This window comes from Streptococcus sp. HMSC062B01 (assembly GCF_001811085.1).
Lineage (GTDB): Bacteria > Bacillota > Bacilli > Lactobacillales > Streptococcaceae > Streptococcus > Streptococcus gordonii.
Map to the genome: position 1 here is coordinate 106,973 of NZ_KZ672766.1, position 17,048 is coordinate 124,020.

Sequence of the window (17,048 nt, forward strand, 5' to 3'; positions counted from 1 at the left end):
TTATTTACCTCCCTTTTCTTGTTTGCGTGGTTTGATGAAACGTTCAATAATGTAATGAACACTTACAAAGAAGATGATAGATGCTGTTACGATGCTGACCAATTCAGAAGGAATGGTTGCAACATTCATACCTGGAGCTCCAACTTGAAGTACTGCAAACAGGAAGGCTGCAAAAGGAATTCCCACTGGAGAATTACTTGCAAGAAGACTAACTGCCATACCATTGAAGCCAACGCTTAATGAGCTACCTTGAACATAAACGTTTTGGAATGTACCAAGTCCTTCTACTACACCTCCGACACCAGCAAGGGCACCAGAAATGATCATTGAAAGGATAATTGTACGTTTTGCTGACATACCGGCATACTCACTTGCATGTGGATTGATACCAACTGAACGAATTTCAAAACCAAGTGTAGTTTTCTTAAGAAGGAACCATACAAGAACAACTGCAATAATTGCAAAGAAGATTCCGATGTTCATCCGCGAATTATTGGTCAAGGCACGCAACCATTCTGTCTGATAAGTAGCGTTAGGGCCTACAGTGATACTAGAATCCACACTCTGCATGACAGATTTCGGGAAACTATGGATAAAGGCATTACCAACATATAGAACGATATAGTTCATCATGATCGTTACGATGACCTCTGAGGTTCCAAGGTAAGCACGTAAAATACCAGGAATCGCACCAATAATACCACCTGCTACAATACCTAGGAACACTGTCATAAAGAGCATAAGTGGGCGCGGTAAATTTGGAAATGATAGGGCAAACCAACCGGCAGTAATCCAGCCAGCCAAAGCTTGACCAGGCAAACCAACGTTGAAGAAGCCAGCTCTACTAGCCACTGCAAAACCAAGGGCGATCAAGATCAGTGGTCCCATTGCACGAGAGATTTCCCCCAAACTTCTTAGAGTACCAAAGGCTGTTTTGAAAAGTTCTTCATACCCCCAAATAGCATCGTAGCCGAAAATCCACATGATAATCGCACCGAGTAAAATCCCAAGAACGACAGAAATCAAAGGAACGGCAATCTGCTGTGTTTTCTTAGACATTAGAATCTCCCTTCTTTAGTTCTCCTCCGGCCATCAAAATACCAAGTTCTTGTTTGTTGGTTTCAGCTGGCGTTACGATACCTTGAATTTTACCGTCATGAATAACAGCGATTCTATCAGATAAATTGAGAATCTCATCCAATTCAAAGCTGACAACAAGAACTGCTTTTCCTTTATCACGCTCACCAATTAAACGTTTATGGATATACTCAATCGCACCAACGTCTAATCCACGTGTAGGCTGACTAACAATTAGAAGATCTGGATCACGGTCTACTTCACGAGCAATAATTGCCTTTTGCTGATTACCTCCAGATAGAGCTGATGCAGGAACATAATCATTTGCTGCACGAACATCGAACTCTTCCATCAGTTTACGAGCATAATTATGAATATTAGTATAATTCAAAATACCATTCTTGCTCAGTGGTTCTTTATAGTAAGTTTGTAAAGCAATATTTTCAGAAATAGTCATATCTAGAACCAAACCATCACGATGACGGTCTTCAGGAACGTGACTGACCTTCATTTCCGTAATCTTACGAGGAGGCAAGCCAACTACATCCTTACCTTTTATATTAATAGTTCCTGACTTAACTTTACGCAAACCAGTAATCGCTTGAATTAATTCACTTTGTCCATTTCCGTCAATACCGGCAATACCAACAATTTCACCTGCACGAACATCAAGTGATAAATTCTTGACAGCTGGAATACCACGGTTTTCATTAACAACTAAATCTTTGATTGAAAGAATTACTTCTTTTGGTTGTGGAGGATTTTTTTCTGTTGTAAATGAAACAGAACGTCCTACCATCATTTCAGCAAGATCTTGGTTTGTAGCACCAGCAATCTCAACCGTTTCAATACTTTTACCACGACGAATAACTGTAACACGATCAGAAACTGCACGAATTTCATCCAACTTGTGCGTAATCAAAATAATCGATTTCCCCTCTTTGACAAGGTTCTTCATAATGATCATCAATTCGTCGATTTCAGCTGGCGTTAATACAGCTGTTGGTTCGTCAAAAATAAGGATGTCAGCACCACGATAAAGAGTTTTTAAGATTTCAACACGTTGTTGAGCGCCGACTGAAATGTCTTCGATTTTTGCAGAAGGATCTACGGCAAGTCCATATTTTTCAGATAATTCTTTTATCTCTTGGATTGCTTTTTTGATGTCTAGAACACCATTCTTAGTAATTTCACTTCCTAAAATAATATTCTCGGCAACAGTAAATGCTTCGACCAGCATAAAGTGTTGGTGCACCATTCCAATACCTAAAGAGGCTGCTTTCGACGGTGAGTCTAGTTTAACAACTTGCCCATTTACTGCAATTTCACCACTAGTAGGCTCAAGCAATCCTGCCAACATATTCATCAAAGTAGATTTACCTGCTCCGTTTTCTCCTAAAAGAGCATGAATTTCACCACGACGAAGATGAAGGTTAATTTTGTCATTTGCAACAAATTGTCCAAAAATTTTGGTAATCTCCCGCATTTCGATGACATTTTCATGTGTCATTGTGATCCCATCCTTTCAAAATTTTTATTTCAATAGAACCTACTAAGAGTTAGTAAGCTCTATTGAGACAAAACCTTTTGCCTCAATCTCAAAGAAGCGACCTCTCTAAGATCGCTTCCTGAGAGTCAATGTTTGAATTTTATTCTGCAGGAACTTTGATGCTTCCGTCAAGAATTTTAGCTTTAGCATCTTCTACTGCTTTTTTAGCATCATCTGACAAAGCTTTAGTTGTCAAATCAACACCACCATCTTTCAAACCATAAACTGTTGTTTTACCACCAGGGAATTGGTTTTTAGATGCTTTGGTTGCGATGTCTTTAACTGTTCCACCAACTTTTTTCAAGGTAGAAGCAAGAACGAAGTTAGATTCTTTACCATCTTTAGATTTAAATTTTCCTTCGGCTTCTTGGTCACGGTCCACACCAATAACCCAAACTTTTTCGCTTTCGTTTCTTGTTTCATTGATTGACTTCGCTTCGTTGAAGACACCAGCACCTGTACCACCAGCTACTTGATAAATGATATCAGCACCTGCTGTATATTGTGCAGCGGCGATTGTTTTACCTTTAGCAGCATCACCAAATGATTCTGCATATTGAACATCAATCTTGATAGATGGGTCTACTGATTTAACACCAGCTTCGAAACCTTTTTCAAAACGAGTCAATACGGCACCTTTAATACCACCTACAAATCCAACAACTTTTGTTTTAGTTGTTTTCGCTGCAGCTACACCTGCAAGATAAGCTGCTTCGTTATCTGCAAACAAAGCAGAAGCGACATTGTCTTGACCTTTGATTTCATCATCAATGATGACATAGTTGATGTCTGAGTGGTCTTTGGCAGCAGCTTCTACAGCGTTACGAAGAGCAAATCCAATACCAAAAATTGCTTTATAACCACTTGATGCAGCTTGCTCAAGGTTGTTAGCATACTCTGATTCGTTTGTTGATTGGAAGTAAGTGAAACCATGATCTTTTGAAAGACCGTTTTCTTTACCCCATTCTTGCAAACCTTCCCATGCTGATTGGTTGAATGACTTGTCATCAACACCACCAGTATCGGTTACGATAGCAGCTTTCAGATCTGTTTTAGCATCTGAATTGCTATTTGAGCGAGACGCACGGTTACCACATGCAGCAAGTCCTACTGCTGCGACAGCTACTAGACCAAGGCCTAGCCATTTTTTCTTGTTCATTTCTGAACCTCCTAAATAAGATATGCAACAATGTTGCAAAATTGTGTGGTCAGATGACCCAGACTACCAACTATTTTAAGTCGGTAAAAGAATATGGAAGTAATTCCCCGACCGTCATCACGACCGTCGATTTATCTTTAGCGACTAATGTCACTTTTAGATCTTTATTAAAAAATTCTGCCATCACTTGACGGCATGCTCCACATGGAGAAATTGGCTTTTCTGTCTGCCCATAGACAATCAGCTCTTCAAACTCAAGTGCTCCTTCAGAAACTGCTTTAAATATTGCTGTTCGTTCACCACAGTTTGTCAAACCAAAACTAGCATTCTCAACATTAACTCCAGTGAAGACACGGCCATCTTTAGCAACTAGTACAGCACCAATTGGAAAGTGAGAATATGGAACATACGCATTTTTGCTTGTCTCTACGGCCAAATCGATTAAATCAGTAGTTGCCACTAGCTGTTTCCCCTTTCATGATAGCAACGCCCGATGAAGCTCCGATCCGAGTAGCTCCAGCCTTAATAAAAGCTTGAGCATCTTCATAAGAACGAGCACCTCCAGATGCTTTAACGCCCATATCAGGACCAACTGTTTGTCTCATCAAAGCTACATCTTCTACAGTGGCACCACCAGTTGAAAAGCCAGTCGATGTTTTTACAAAGTCGGCTCCAGCTTTTTGGGAAATTTGACAGGCCAAAACTTTTTCTTGATCCGTTAAAAGGCATGTTTCAATAATAACCTTCACAAGTTTCTCACCACTTGCTTCTACTACTGCTTGAATATCTTTTTCAAGCAAATCCAAGTTACCAGACTTGAGAGCGCCAATATTGATTACCATATCGATTTCATCAGCCCCATTTTCAATCGCATTTTTTGTTTCAAATGCCTTTACTTCAGGAGTGGTTGCCCCCAAAGGGAAACCTATAACTGTACAAACTTTTACATCAGATCCGCTTAGTTCTTCAGCTGCAAGCTTTACCCAAGTCGGATTAACGCAGACACTTGCAAAATCATATTCTTTGGCTTCTTCAATTATTTTTTCAATTTGCTCTTTTGTTGCTTCCGGCTTTAAAAGAGTATGGTCAATGTATTTGTTCAATTTCATTTTTTCTCCTTTAAACTCAAGAAATGACCTCAATGATTTCGCTTACTTTTTTTCGTTCGACATCTATTCTAACATTTTTTTTGAATTCTGTAAGCATTTCCTCAGAGATTTTTTGGTTGGCATAGATTTTAGCAACTACTTCACCTGCCTGAACAGCTTCACCAACTTTTTTCTCAAAAACAATTCCTGTTTCATAGTCTAGTTTGTCAGATTTAACTGCTCGACCAGCACCTAAACGCATAGCAAACAAACCAAATTCCATAGCTGGTAGTTCAGAAATGAAACCAGACTGATCTGCAGTGACGTCTACTATATACTGGGCTGAAGATGGCCTATAAAGGTCTTCCAAGTCACCCCCCTGTGCTTGAATCATAGCTTCAAACTTTCTGAGAGCAGAGCCGTTCATTATGTGCTCGCGAACTTCCTCTATAGTTTTTTCCACATTTGCTAAGCTAAGCATAATCTGAGCTAACTCGCAGATAAAATGGGTTACATCTTCTCTGCCTTTTCCTTGAAGAATTTCTAGAGCCTCAAGGATTTCCAAACGATTACCAATGCTTGTTCCCACAGGTTGGCTCATATCCGTAATAACAGCTACTGTTCGTCTGCCTACAGCTTTACCTAACTCAACCATGGTCTGAGCAAGGCGACGCGCATCTTCGATATTCTTCATAAAGGCGCCTTCACCAACTGTCACATCTAGAAGGATACTATCTGCTCCGGCAGCGATTTTCTTACTCATGACAGAACTCGCAATTAGAGGAATTGTGTCAACTGTTGCAGTCACATCACGAAGAGCATAAAGCAACTTATCAGCTTTCACAAGTTGATCTGACTGACCAATTACAGAAAGACCGATATCTTGGACTTGTTTGATAAATTCTTCCTGACTGCGCTCAACTTGAAATCCTTTTACAGATTCCAGTTTGTCAATCGTTCCTCCTGTATGACCTAGTCCTCGCCCACTCATCTTGGCAACTGGTACACCAAAGCTAGCAACCAAGGGAACAAGAATCAAAGTGACCTTATCACCAACACCACCAGTAGAGTGCTTATCCACTTTAATACCAGAAATTTCTGATAAGTCAATTTGCTGACCTGTTCCTACCATTGTCATAGTCAAGTCTGAAATTTCTCTGGTTGTCATTCCCTTAAAGTAAATAGCCATTGCAAAAGCAGACATTTGATAATCGGGCACTGTACCAGCAACATAACCATCAATCAACCATTGAATTTCTTCTTTTGTTAATTCAAAACCATCACGTTTTTTTTGAATAATGTCGACAGCTCTCATTCTAGTTTCTCACTCCTTAAAATATAGTAGCCTTTATCTTTTTTGACAACTTCACAATTTCCAAAAACTTCTTCCATTTTGGCTTTAGCGCTTGGCGCCCCCTGCTTCTTCTGTATGACGATAGTTAGGTCACCACCTACCGTCAAATGCTCAAGGCTACCTGCAATAACTTGATGAACTACTTGCTTCCCAGCTCTAATAGGAGGATTACTAATTATATGGTCAAAAACTCCAGTTACTTGATCATAGATATTAGATTGAAAGATTTCCGCTGAAACCCCATTAAGTTCGGCATTTTTTCGGGCTAAATCCAAAGCACGCAGGTTAATATCCACTAAGGTAGCTTTCACAGCTTGCGACTTTACTAATGTTAAACCTAATGGACCATAACCACAGCCCAGATCCAAAATAGTATCCCCTATAGAAAAATCTATGGTAGACAGGAGGACCTGACTACCATAATCGATCATCTTCTTGCTAAAGACGCCAGCATCCGTAAGGAAGGTCATTGGTTGACCTAATAAATTCAGTTGTAATTTATGGATATCGTGCTTAGCATCCGGATTTTCTGCAAAATACATCTTCGACATAAATTAATTTTATCACAATTTTACCTAAAATGTAAACCGTTTACAATATTTTCTACAATTTTTTTAACAATATGGTATACTAATCAAGTTGATAGGAGAAAAAATATGACAAACGAATTCCTTCATTTTGATAGAATTAGCCGAGAAAGATGGCAACAATTACATAGAAAAACAACACCGCCATTAACTGAAGAAGAATTAAATTCAATAAAAAGTTTTAATGATGAAATTAGTTTGCAAGATGTTATGGATATCTACTTACCATTAACTAATCTGATTCAAATTTATAAGAGAGCCAAAGAAGATCTTGCTTTTTCAAAAGGAATTTTTCTGCAAAAAACCTTAAAAAAACAACCTTTTATCATCGGTGTTTCTGGAAGCGTAGCTGTTGGAAAGTCTACAACAAGCCGCCTTCTCCAAATTTTACTGTCTAGGACTTTTGAGAATGCAAAAGTTGAACTGGTAACTACAGACGGTTTTTTATATCCAAACTCTGTCTTGCAAGAACTCAATCTTTTAAATAGAAAAGGTTTCCCTGAAAGTTATAACATGGAACTTCTTCTAAACTTCTTAGATCACCTGAAAAACGGACAAAATTATCAGGTACCTGTCTATTCCCATGAAATCTATGATATTGTTCCAGATCAGACACAAACAATCCAAGTTGCTGATTTCGTCATTGTTGAAGGGATTAATGTTTTTCAAAATCCTCAAAATGAACGTCTCTATATAACAGATTTCTTTGATTTTTCTATTTATGTGGATGCTGAGGTTGAAAATATTGAGAAATGGTATCTTGATCGTTTCGGTAAATTACTAGACTTGGCTAGACGGGATTCAAAGAACTACTACCATCGCTTCACTAAAGAACCGGTTGAAGACGTTATGAAAATGGCTCGTAACATATGGAAATCTATTAATTTAGTTAACTTAAAAGATTATATTGAACCTACTCGCAATCGAGCTGAATTAATCCTTCATAAAGCTCATAACCATGAAATTGATGAGATTTACTTAAAGAAATAACTATAATTGATTGAAATCAAGTGATATTTTTTTAAAAGAATAATTAAGGCTTGTCAAATGCGAACTTTTCATATATAATTAGATAGTTAGTATACATTGGAGGTGAAAAACTTGGCAAACATTAAATCAGCTATCAAACGCGCTGAATTGAACGTTAAACACAACGAAAAAAACTCAGCTCAAAAATCAGCTATGCGTACTGCAATCAAAGCTTTTGAAGCAAACCCAACTGAAGAACTTTACCGCGCTGCTAGCTCAGCTATCGATAAAGCAGAAACTAAAGGTTTGATCCACAAGAACAAAGCTAGCCGTGATAAAGCACGTCTTGCAGCAAAACTTGGTTAATAAACTAACTGCATACAAAATGAGCTCTTCGGAGCTTTTTTTGCGCCTTAATTCATTAGGATGCGATTTTGCCAATTCTAAACGATCATAATTGTACAGTATTTGAGATAAGGTTCAAAAAACAGTGACGCAAACTTTTGCGTCCTCCTTCTATTTTTGATAAAATAGCGGTAAATCTGACATGAATACATTCTATGAGTCAGAAGAATTGATTAAATAAGGAACATAATATGAAAAACCAAACTTTAATGCAGTATTTTGAATGGTATCTTCCAGATGATGGCCAGCATTGGAATCGTTTAGCAATGGATGCGCCAAATTTGGCAGCCAAAGGAATTAAAAAAATATGGATGCCTCCGGCTTTTAAAGCAACTGCCTCAAATGATGTCGGCTATGGCATTTACGACTTATTTGATTTAGGAGAGTTTGATCAAAAAGGAACCGTTCGGACTAAGTATGGATTAAAAGAAGAATATCTTCAAGCGATCCAAACACTAAAAGACAATGGAATCGATCCAATTGCTGATGTCGTTTTAAATCATAAGGCTGCAGCCGACGGAACTGAAACATTTACGGTTATTGAAGTAGATCCAAATGACCGTACTACTGCTATTTCTGAGCCCTTTATGATTAAAGGATGGACTCACTTTACTTTTCCAGGAAGAAACAAGCAATATAATGACTTTGAATGGCATTGGTACCATTTTACTGGAACTGACTTTGATGCAAAAAGTCGTCGGTCTGGAATTTATTTAATTCAAGGTGACAATAAAGGTTGGGCGAATGACGAGCTGGTAGACAGCGAAAACGGAAACTATGACTATCTAATGTACGCCGATCTGGACTTCAAACACCCAGATGTTATTAAAAACCTATACGATTGGGCTAGATGGTTTATCGAAACTACAGGTATACAGGGTTTCCGCTTGGATGCAGTTAAGCATATAGATTCCTTCTTTATGGCCAACTTTATTCGAGATATTTTGCAAGAATATGGTGATGATTTCTACGTTTTCGGAGAGTTTTGGAATAATGATGAAGCTGCTAATAATGACTACTTAGAAAATATTGACTATCGCTTCGACCTTGTCGATGTTAAATTGCATACTAATCTTTTTGAAGCAAGTCAAAAAGGTGACGAATTTGATCTGCGTACTATTTTTGATCATACTTTAGTGAAAAACCACCCTGAATCAGCAGTGACATTTGTAGAAAACCATGATACTCAGCGTGGTCAAGCACTTGAATCGACTGTGGAAGAATGGTTTAAACCAGCGGCTTATGCTCTTATTTTACTTCGAGAGTCTGGACTACCATGTATTTTCTATGGAGACTACTATGGCATAAATGGTGAATTCGCTCAGCAAGATTTCCGAGAAGAGATTGACAAACTATTAGACCTTCGTCTAAACCTAGCTTATGGTGAAGAGACCGACTATTTTGATGACCCAAATTGTATCGGATGGACAAGGGCTGGTCAAGAAGGTAGTCAGCCTATCGCAGTTCTAATTTCAAATGCTACTTCTACGTCAAAACGGATGTATTTTGGCCAAGATTGGTCAGGGCACGAGTGTTCGGACTACCTGGGTAATTGCCAAACAATTGTCACTATCGATGAAGAAGGCTGGGGAGAGTTCCCTGTTGAAGAACAATCTGTTAGCGTTTGGTCTATTAAAAATTAAAAATCAGCTCTTTGAGCTGATTTTTAAATACAACAACAAAGCTTGGCTTAATAAAGCCAAGCTTTTTAGAATCACTATATATCTGTTAATCCTATTTTGACAAAGACAATGATGTCTATCCAATAGCTTCTCTTTAGAATAAAACCTTCAATCTTTTTTCCCATCACTCAATCGTCCAACTCGTTTCTTGCTTTCTGATTTGATTGAAATTTTGACTTCAAAAATGGTACCTTTAGGTCTATTATCTTTAACAGTAATTGTACCCTTTAGAGCATCGGCTATTTGTTTTGCAAGAGATAGACCTAGACCAAAACCACCCTTTTGTCTTGTTCTAGCCTTATCAACCCTATAAAAACGATCAAAAATTTTCTTTTTGTCTTCATTATTGATTCCAGGGCCGTTATCGGACACTCGTAAGTATAGAGAACGGTCTTTTGACCATACTATAAACTTAATAACCCCATCTTCTTCTGTATATTTCACAGCATTATCAAAGAGAATAGTCATCAGCTGTTTTAGAAGTGTTCTATCTGTCTTGATGTTGTGGTCGATATGATTTTCGTAGATAAATACTTTCTCATTTTCATCCGCAATGATTTCATAGTTGGCAAATGTTGTAGTGAAAAATTCTGGTTCAACTTCAGTAATTTCAGCCTTAATGCCATCATCTCTTCTTGCAAGATTCAATAGATTAGTTGTTAGCATCCGCATATTCCGAACTTCTTCCAGACTGGAGGCAATATTTTCACTAGATTCCATAATCGTAGCTTCCGGTTTTCGGAAAAGAGTTTCCAAACGGTTCTGCAAAACAGCTAAAGGAGTACGCAACTCATGGCTGGCGTTTTCAACAAAAGATTTTTGCTTCTGCATACTGTCTATTAGAGGCTTCACGCTGACCCGAGCCAAATAAATACTGGCAATAATTGAAATTAACCAGAAACTAATCATAACAATGACAATGATTTGTTCATGATTCTGACTGGTTTGCTCCAATTGATTGACATTAATCAAAACTGCTGCATATTTTACTTTGTTCAAAAGATTCCCAGATAAGAATTCGCTTGGATTAATCTCAAAAACCAACATACGATAGAGTTCTTCTTGACCATAGTTGTTTTTCAAAGTAGTCTGAATAATTTTACCTACATCCTTTTTCTTGATTGAAATCTTTTTTAAACTAAGAAAATGATCTGCAGTAGTCAATGGTTTCAAGTCTTCATCGAACAAGACTGCTTCAGTGTTCGAATTCACCTTCAGATTATCCATTGGTCCAGGGTCTGGGGCGTCTTGTGGCCCAGTATCATCATCAGATGACTGACCCTCATCAATCGTTGGTTGCATATTGGCTGCACGAGCCAAAGCAAGGTGGAGGACAGATCTGGGATTCTGACTTAAACTTTTTAAATTATCGTCAACTGTTGTATAAAGCCCTGAGCGCATAATCTGAATGATTAAAAGAGTCATGGCCGAGAAAATAAGTGTGAATACACCAAAATAGCGAATGAAATATGAAAAATCATCCGCATAAAAAGTTCGTCTAAGTTTATTCAGCATTCTTCAAAATGTAACCGACACTGCGAAGGGTTTGCATATTGTTCGCGAAAGTCGTTCCTTTCAATTTTTTCCGAATTTTTGAGACATAGACTTCAACGACAGAAATGGTAGTATCACTGTCAAAGCCCCAGAGTCGATCAAAAATCTGAGTTTTAGGTAGAATTACGTTTTGGTTCTGCAAGAAATAAACTAATAAATCAAATTCTTTTCCTAGTAATTCTACTTCTTTTCCGTTCACCAATGTGGTATTGGTAGAGAGGTTTACTGTTACATCACCATATGATAAGGTATTTTCATTAAATTTTCCTGAACGCTTGAGTAAGGCTTGGATCCGCATCTTTAATTCTTCTAAATAAAACGGCTTGGTTAGATAGTCATCTGCACCCAATTCAAAACCATGCCCTTTATCATCTAAACTTTCTTTAGCAGTCATGATGAGAACAGGAGTTGAGACTCCTTTTTCACGCAAGTCTTTTAAAACTTGAAAGCCATCTTTTTCAGGGAGCATCAGATCAAGTAAAATCAAATCATAAACACCGCTTTCGGCTTCATAGAGTCCTTCTTCACCATCAAAAACCTGCATGACATCCGCAAAGTCATCTAAGAAATCAAATACAGAGTTCGACAACCCTAAGTCATCTTCTACTAGTAAAATCTTAATCATCTTGTTCTCCTCCTGCTATAAGATACTGATCTGCTTCATCTAAGATTATGTAAAATAAAGAATTTTTGTCCCATTTTTTTGGATCTTAGTATAATTCTTTAATTATTATATCATGACTTTAACAAATGGATTAAGATTTTGTAGCGTTTTCTTCATTATTTTGATTAGAATTGCTTTCCTTATCCTTTGTACTTCCATCTGCATTGGCTGGCTTCTTCTTAGAATTGCTACCGCCTTCTTGATTATTATTTCCTTGCGGTGCCTGTCCTCCTGGCCCTCCAGGTCCACCGTTACCACCAGGACCACCTTGTCCATCTTGACCATTCATTTGAGGTGGCATACCATTTCCATTATTTTGACCCTGTCCTTGAGGCGGTTGTCCACCGGGACCTTGCATATTATTGCCGTCTTGATTATTTTGCTGCGTTTTCGATGCTTGAACGGTTGACTGCTGATTTGTTGCTTTTTGCGTCAAAGAACCGAATGTATAGCCACCAAGCAAGCCGACTACTAAAGAACCTGTCGCTACTACCGATAGCCACCACTTGGTGCTTTTTTCTACAACAATCATTTTCTCTTTATTCATTCTAAGTTTTTCCTTCTTTCTGTTTTAAGTTTCTGTGATAAAGTAAAGAAGTTTTACTTCATGAATTCACCACATCCTTTCTTTAGGATACATACATCTTAATTATTTTTTCTTAAAGAGGCCTAAATTTTTTCTTAAAGAATACTAAAAGATGAGAAAATTCTTAGAAAAATAATAGAAAATTTATCCAAAATATTTTTTTAAAATACGACCGTATCGTCTCAGTAAAAGATAATCCGCTATTGCTGGGGATAGCAGGTTCAATGTTGTAAAAATCTTTGTACCTTGTCCCATCAAAATCACTCTTTTACGAGATTTTATACCTTTAAGTAAAGCTTGGATTACTTGATTTGTACTTGATATAGAGATCCCCATCTCTCTCCAAACTGGATGATAAGGCTTTTCTGATGGTGTATCTGCTGCATTGGGGCAAAAATAAGTTAGATGCATTTTTTTCTTCTCCTGTTTTAATTCTCGATTCATTGATTCGATAAAAGAAAAAAGTCCGGCGCGGCTCGCCACATCTACACTATAATAGGGAAAGGCCAGCCTACCATCTGCAAAACCTCCTGAATGCACAATGGTTGCTCCTTTTTGATTTTTTAACAAAGGTAAAAAATGTTTGCTGACAAGAATAGCCCCTATTAGGTTAATCGTCATAGTCTGATTGATCTCCTCCTCAGAGTGAGATAATAAAGATTTTCGTACATCAAATCCTGTTGCATTAACAACAATATCTATATTATCCGACCACTTTTGAACTTCAGACACTGCAACCCTAATAGAAGTTTCGTTCGTTATATCTACTGAGCAAATAGGAATATTGGAAGCAATATCCTCAGAAAAACTAGCCAATTTATCCATATTGCGACCTAAAAGAAATAAATGAGCACCCGCTTGAAAAAAAGCTTGTGTATAGGCTTGTCCCAAATTACCACTAGCACCAATAATAACGACCTTTTTATTTTTAAAATAATTGTCACCCATAACATACTTCCTCATTAGTGAACCTTTTGCGATAAGTTTAATATAACAAGCCCCACAATAACCAAAGCAATTCCCAAGAGGCTTGCGAACGTTACTTTTTCATGAAAAAACAAAATAGATAGTACTGTTGTTCCAACTAAACCAACACCCGACCAAATGGCATACACTAGATTTAGTTGTATGCCTTTCAAAGACAAGGATAAAAAGAAAAAACACAAGCCATAGAAAACTAAAGCAAGAATCCCAAAAAGCATTTTCGAAAAACCTTGCGACAGTTTTAACAGACTTGTGGCAGCTATTTCAGATACAATAGCAAGAGTTAAATAAATGTAAGACATCATTGTCCTCCCAGAATCAATAGAATTGAAAAGCTAGTCGGAAAACAATTGATTTAGCGATGAGCGGAAGTGAAGCAAGTCCAAAGTGTGCAAGCATTAGCTAAAATCATAGACTTGATCTTTGAATTCTTGTAAACAGGAATCTTTGTTCGTCCACATAACTCATCTAAAGAGATCTGATAAAAATCAGCTAAGCGAATCAAACTATGACTATCTATAATCGTTTTATCATTTTCCCAATTTGAGATAGTTTGACGAGTTGTTCCCAGATATTCTGAAATTTGATTCTGACTATAGCCCTTTTGTTCTCTAAGTAATTTTAATTGTTTTCCTAACATCTGCATTTCCTCTTTATATTATTCTTTTCTTCACGAATTGGCTAGACGAAATTCTTTAACATCCTATACAATTCTAGGTAAAATTTCTTTGACATTGCTATTATAACATGATTTTCAGGATGGACACTTTATACTGACTTCCAAAAAAACAGCAGATTGCAAGATCCGCTGTTTTTTATCTATTACTTACTTGCTTTCAAAGCCTTTTCTACTGCTTCTTTTTCTCGTGTAATTAAGTCAACACGAGCTGCAATTTCTTTGATACCCATGCTGATATTACGACTGATAGCCATATCTGACAATTGAGGTTCGAAGAAAGCTTTGTATTCAGCGAGCCTTTCTGCTGTCTTAAAGGCATTAGCTGGATAGATGACAAACTTATCAAAGCTCATATCACCTCCCAAGGCCGCCTTAATCCAGCCCCAATTCTCACGAGCCCAAGCCCAAACAGTAGCTTGAGTAAAATCGTGATTGAGCAAAGGCAGATACCAGCTCATAGCTAAATCTTGTGGCTTAACAATATCTTTATTCTTCAAAGCTTCTAAAATTTGGTCAAGCGTTTCCTTATCATTAGTGTAGGCTAAAGCCGAAGCCAATTGTCTCTTGAAACTTCCATCAACTGTCGATACGTAGTTCTTCAGATATTGATCCGTCAGCTCCTTGTTCTCATGATGTTTGATTTGGTTAATCAGGATATGCAAGCGGATAGCTGCAGGAAGTTTTTCCAGATCATCTTGATGAGCTTTAAAGATGCCGTCAGCTTCTTGAGTCGCTTTTTCATCATTGGCAGCAATCAAGTTTCCAATAACGATTTGACGGACTAATTCATCCTCATCGCTTTCTCCATCTTTAGCTTCAAAGCCTAGGCGATCAAAGTTGAATCGGCTAAGTTTGATAACTAAGTCATTATAAGCTTTTTCACTCTCGCTACCTTCTTCAACAAAGATTTTCAAACCACTCAGAACAGCTTTAACCCCAGAAACAACCAAGTAAGAGCTTTCTTCTGTCAGTTTTTCAATTACTGGAACTAATTCAGCAAATGAAATGTGGCCAGCTTCTGCTAAGAGACGGCGTTCCTGCACCACTTGGAGCTTGCTGGTGCTGTCTAACTCAGTAATCGTATCTAGAATCTGGTCTAACAAGACACCTTGATAATCTGTGATATAGTGGGCTGTGTTTTCTGTATTGAAGCGCAAAGCTCCTTGGTTCTGAGCTGCCAAAGCAGAATAGTTTGGAATTTCAAGTGTTTCAGTTTCCAGTGTATCAGGCAAACCATTCCAATTACTGTTTAATGGCAGAACCCAAGTCCGCTTCTTGTCTTCATGTTCACCAATAAAGAATTGCTTCTGAGTCAACTTCAAGGTGTCATTTTCTACACGGGCAGTCAAAACAGGATAGCCAGGTTGCTCCAGCCAAGAGTCCATAAAGGCTGCCACATCACGACCAGAAGCATCTCCAAGTGCATTCCAAAGATCACGTCCGATTGTATTTCCATACTGGTGTTTAGCAAAGTAGGCGTTTAAACCTTTGGCAAAGGCCTCATCACCCAACCAGCGGCGAAGCATATGCATGAGACGGCTTCCCTTGGCATATACGATTGCTGGGTCAAATAAGGTATTAATTTCGTCTGGATGATTCACCTCCACATGGACAGACTGAACCCCGTCTGTTGCATCTCGTTTCAAAGCAAGCGGAACTCCTGTTGTTTGGAAATTCTCAAAAATATTCCAAGTCGGCTCAATAGCATTGACGCAGACATATTCCATCATATTAGCAAAGCTTTCATTAAGCCAAAGGTCATCCCACCACTTCATAGTGACAAGGTTTCCGAACCATTGGTGTGCCAACTCATGGGCAACAACAAGAGCTACATCTTGTCGACTGGATACCGTAGAGTTTTCATCAACTAAGAGGTAAATCTCGCGATAAGTAACCAGACCCCAGTTTTCCATAGCACCAGATGAAAAGTCAGGCAAAGCTACATGAAGAGACTGTGGGATAGGATATTTAACTCCATAATAATCCTCATAAAACTCAATGGAACGAACAGCAATGTCCAAAGCAAACTCTAAATTGCTAGCCGGATGTGCCTTTGTCGCATAGACACCGACTAAAGTTCCATTTTTAGTCTTGGCAGTTACTCCTTGCATATCACCTGCAGCGAAAGCTAGTAGATAAGATGACATACGTGGAGTTCTTTCAAACTTCCAAATACCAGTTGCTTTACGATTTTCAATGTCAATTTCTGGCATATTGGATAGAGCTAACTCGCCTTCTGCCTGGTCAAACTTCAAAGCCAAGTCAAAAGTTGCTTTAGCTTCTGGCTCATCCACGCTTGGAAAAGCTTCACGAGCAAAGTGACTCTCAAATTGAGTAGAAATGATTTCTTTTTTTACACCATCCACTGTGTAGTAAGATGGGTAAATACCAGTCATATTATCCGTGATCTTACCAGTATAAGTCACCGTTACTTCAACTTGACCTGTGGCATCTAACTCGATGTAAAGAGCTTCGTTCGCATTGTCGACTATAAAAGGACGTGTTTGACCGGCTACTTCGACGGTTTTGATTACTAGGTCCTTTTGGTGCAGGGAAATCTTACTTGACTTAGCTTCCCCAATAATAGTCACCTTGCCTGAAAAGGTCTTATCTGCACGATTGAGATCTAGAAATAGATCGTAGTGTTCAGGAACAAAAGTGTCAATAAAGTGTGCAACTGCTTGCATGTTTCTCTCCTCATCTAAGATACA

General features: G+C 38.2%; 17 protein-coding genes. 3 read left to right on the forward strand and 14 right to left on the reverse strand.

Annotation, left to right across the window (positions count from 1 at the left end; all coding sequences use genetic code 11):
- The 7 genes from HMPREF2780_RS01340 to HMPREF2780_RS01370 all read right to left on the reverse strand — a co-directional run bounded on the left by HMPREF2780_RS01340 (position 1) and on the right by HMPREF2780_RS01370 (position 6,778).
- Positions 1 to 1,059: an ABC transporter permease gene (locus HMPREF2780_RS01340; RefSeq protein ID WP_105025983.1), complete on the reverse strand. Its 1,059-nt coding sequence runs from the start codon at positions 1,057 to 1,059 to the stop codon at positions 1 to 3.
- A complete protein-coding gene (locus HMPREF2780_RS01345; RefSeq protein ID WP_048779548.1) occupies positions 1,052 to 2,587 on the reverse strand; it encodes an ABC transporter ATP-binding protein in 1,536 nt (511 codons plus the stop codon). Before HMPREF2780_RS01345 ends, HMPREF2780_RS01340 begins: the two co-directional genes overlap by 8 nt.
- Before the next feature lie 139 nt (positions 2,588 to 2,726).
- Positions 2,727 to 3,785 (reverse strand): BMP family lipoprotein, encoded by a 1,059-nt coding sequence (locus HMPREF2780_RS01350; RefSeq protein ID WP_020992636.1) that lies wholly within the window; start codon positions 3,783 to 3,785, stop codon positions 2,727 to 2,729.
- Between the two features lie 70 nt (positions 3,786 to 3,855).
- Entirely contained in the window at positions 3,856 to 4,245 is a 390-nt protein-coding gene (locus HMPREF2780_RS01355) for a cytidine deaminase (protein ID WP_008808721.1), read from the reverse strand.
- Positions 4,232 to 4,894, reverse strand: coding sequence for a deoxyribose-phosphate aldolase (deoC, locus tag HMPREF2780_RS01360; protein WP_061595732.1), 663 nt, complete (start codon positions 4,892 to 4,894; stop codon positions 4,232 to 4,234). The genes HMPREF2780_RS01355 and deoC overlap by 14 nt, the downstream gene beginning before the upstream one ends.
- A 16-nt stretch (positions 4,895 to 4,910) precedes the next feature.
- Positions 4,911 to 6,188 carry a pyrimidine-nucleoside phosphorylase gene (locus HMPREF2780_RS01365; RefSeq protein ID WP_061595731.1) on the reverse strand — a complete coding sequence of 426 codons (1,278 nt, stop codon included), beginning with the start codon at positions 6,186 to 6,188 and terminating at the stop codon, positions 4,911 to 4,913.
- Entirely contained in the window at positions 6,185 to 6,778 is a 594-nt protein-coding gene (locus HMPREF2780_RS01370; RefSeq protein ID WP_060553637.1) for a class I SAM-dependent methyltransferase, read from the reverse strand. Before HMPREF2780_RS01370 ends, HMPREF2780_RS01365 begins: the two co-directional genes overlap by 4 nt.
- A 105-nt stretch (positions 6,779 to 6,883) precedes the next feature.
- Between HMPREF2780_RS01370 and coaA the strand changes: the two genes are divergently transcribed.
- From coaA to HMPREF2780_RS01385, 3 genes are all read left to right on the forward strand, one after another.
- Positions 6,884 to 7,804, forward strand: a complete 921-nt coding sequence (gene coaA, locus HMPREF2780_RS01375; RefSeq protein ID WP_048779535.1) for a type I pantothenate kinase — start codon at positions 6,884 to 6,886, stop codon at positions 7,802 to 7,804.
- A 96-nt stretch (positions 7,805 to 7,900) separates the two neighbouring features.
- Positions 7,901 to 8,149 (forward strand): 30S ribosomal protein S20, encoded by a 249-nt coding sequence (gene rpsT, locus HMPREF2780_RS01380; protein WP_008808726.1) that lies wholly within the window; start codon positions 7,901 to 7,903, stop codon positions 8,147 to 8,149.
- A 230-nt stretch (positions 8,150 to 8,379) separates the two neighbouring features.
- On the forward strand, positions 8,380 to 9,831 hold the full coding sequence (locus HMPREF2780_RS01385) for an alpha-amylase (RefSeq protein ID WP_061595730.1): 1,452 nt from the start codon (positions 8,380 to 8,382) through the stop codon (positions 9,829 to 9,831).
- A gap of 147 nt (positions 9,832 to 9,978) precedes the next feature.
- On the opposite strand, the gene HMPREF2780_RS01390 is transcribed toward HMPREF2780_RS01385, so the two are convergent.
- From HMPREF2780_RS01390 to HMPREF2780_RS01420, 7 genes are all read right to left on the reverse strand, one after another.
- Positions 9,979 to 11,385: a sensor histidine kinase gene (locus HMPREF2780_RS01390; protein WP_061599021.1), complete on the reverse strand. Its 1,407-nt coding sequence runs from the start codon at positions 11,383 to 11,385 to the stop codon at positions 9,979 to 9,981.
- Positions 11,375 to 12,049, reverse strand: coding sequence for a response regulator transcription factor (locus HMPREF2780_RS01395; RefSeq protein ID WP_008808730.1), 675 nt, complete (start codon positions 12,047 to 12,049; stop codon positions 11,375 to 11,377). The genes HMPREF2780_RS01390 and HMPREF2780_RS01395 overlap by 11 nt, the downstream gene beginning before the upstream one ends.
- 130 nt (positions 12,050 to 12,179) lie before the next feature.
- On the reverse strand, positions 12,180 to 12,635 hold the full coding sequence (locus tag HMPREF2780_RS01400) for a hypothetical protein (protein WP_048779525.1): 456 nt from the start codon (positions 12,633 to 12,635) through the stop codon (positions 12,180 to 12,182).
- Between the two features lie 183 nt (positions 12,636 to 12,818).
- Positions 12,819 to 13,622 carry an SDR family NAD(P)-dependent oxidoreductase gene (locus tag HMPREF2780_RS01405; RefSeq protein WP_080889703.1) on the reverse strand — a complete coding sequence of 268 codons (804 nt, stop codon included), beginning with the start codon at positions 13,620 to 13,622 and terminating at the stop codon, positions 12,819 to 12,821.
- Positions 13,623 to 13,636: 14 nt separating this feature from the next.
- Positions 13,637 to 13,963 carry a DMT family transporter gene (locus HMPREF2780_RS01410; RefSeq protein ID WP_081102607.1) on the reverse strand — a complete coding sequence of 109 codons (327 nt, stop codon included), beginning with the start codon at positions 13,961 to 13,963 and terminating at the stop codon, positions 13,637 to 13,639.
- A 50-nt stretch (positions 13,964 to 14,013) separates the two neighbouring features.
- Positions 14,014 to 14,298, reverse strand: coding sequence for a helix-turn-helix domain-containing protein (locus tag HMPREF2780_RS01415; RefSeq protein WP_045502814.1), 285 nt, complete (start codon positions 14,296 to 14,298; stop codon positions 14,014 to 14,016).
- A 182-nt stretch (positions 14,299 to 14,480) separates the two neighbouring features.
- On the reverse strand, positions 14,481 to 17,024 hold the full coding sequence (locus HMPREF2780_RS01420; RefSeq protein WP_061599019.1) for a M1 family metallopeptidase: 2,544 nt from the start codon (positions 17,022 to 17,024) through the stop codon (positions 14,481 to 14,483).
- Positions 17,025 to 17,048 lie beyond the last annotated feature (24 nt).

Excerpts from the sequence above, each read along its gene's own strand:
- HMPREF2780_RS01410 (WP_081102607.1), bottom strand. The coding sequence starts at position 13,963 with ATGATGTCTTACATTTATTTAACTCTTGCTATTGTATCTGAAATAGCT.
- HMPREF2780_RS01350 (WP_020992636.1), bottom strand. The coding sequence starts at position 3,785 with ATGAACAAGAAAAAATGGCTAGGCCTTGGTCTAGTAGCTGTCGCAGCA.
- HMPREF2780_RS01385 (WP_061595730.1), top strand. The coding sequence starts at position 8,380 with ATGAAAAACCAAACTTTAATGCAGTATTTTGAATGGTATCTTCCAGAT.
- HMPREF2780_RS01365 (WP_061595731.1), bottom strand. The coding sequence starts at position 6,188 with ATGAGAGCTGTCGACATTATTCAAAAAAAACGTGATGGTTTTGAATTA.
- HMPREF2780_RS01400 (WP_048779525.1), bottom strand. The coding sequence starts at position 12,635 with ATGAATAAAGAGAAAATGATTGTTGTAGAAAAAAGCACCAAGTGGTGG.
- HMPREF2780_RS01390 (WP_061599021.1), bottom strand. The coding sequence starts at position 11,385 with ATGCTGAATAAACTTAGACGAACTTTTTATGCGGATGATTTTTCATAT.
- HMPREF2780_RS01345 (WP_048779548.1), bottom strand. The coding sequence starts at position 2,587 with ATGACACATGAAAATGTCATCGAAATGCGGGAGATTACCAAAATTTTT.
- HMPREF2780_RS01340 (WP_105025983.1), bottom strand. The coding sequence starts at position 1,059 with ATGTCTAAGAAAACACAGCAGATTGCCGTTCCTTTGATTTCTGTCGTT.
- HMPREF2780_RS01405 (WP_080889703.1), bottom strand. The coding sequence starts at position 13,622 with ATGGGTGACAATTATTTTAAAAATAAAAAGGTCGTTATTATTGGTGCT.
- deoC (WP_061595732.1), bottom strand. The coding sequence starts at position 4,894 with ATGAAATTGAACAAATACATTGACCATACTCTTTTAAAGCCGGAAGCA.
- HMPREF2780_RS01415 (WP_045502814.1), bottom strand. The coding sequence starts at position 14,298 with ATGTTAGGAAAACAATTAAAATTACTTAGAGAACAAAAGGGCTATAGT.
- HMPREF2780_RS01420 (WP_061599019.1), bottom strand. The coding sequence starts at position 17,024 with ATGCAAGCAGTTGCACACTTTATTGACACTTTTGTTCCTGAACACTAC.
- HMPREF2780_RS01370 (WP_060553637.1), bottom strand. The coding sequence starts at position 6,778 with ATGTCGAAGATGTATTTTGCAGAAAATCCGGATGCTAAGCACGATATC.
- HMPREF2780_RS01395 (WP_008808730.1), bottom strand. The coding sequence starts at position 12,049 with ATGATTAAGATTTTACTAGTAGAAGATGACTTAGGGTTGTCGAACTCT.
- coaA (WP_048779535.1), top strand. The coding sequence starts at position 6,884 with ATGACAAACGAATTCCTTCATTTTGATAGAATTAGCCGAGAAAGATGG.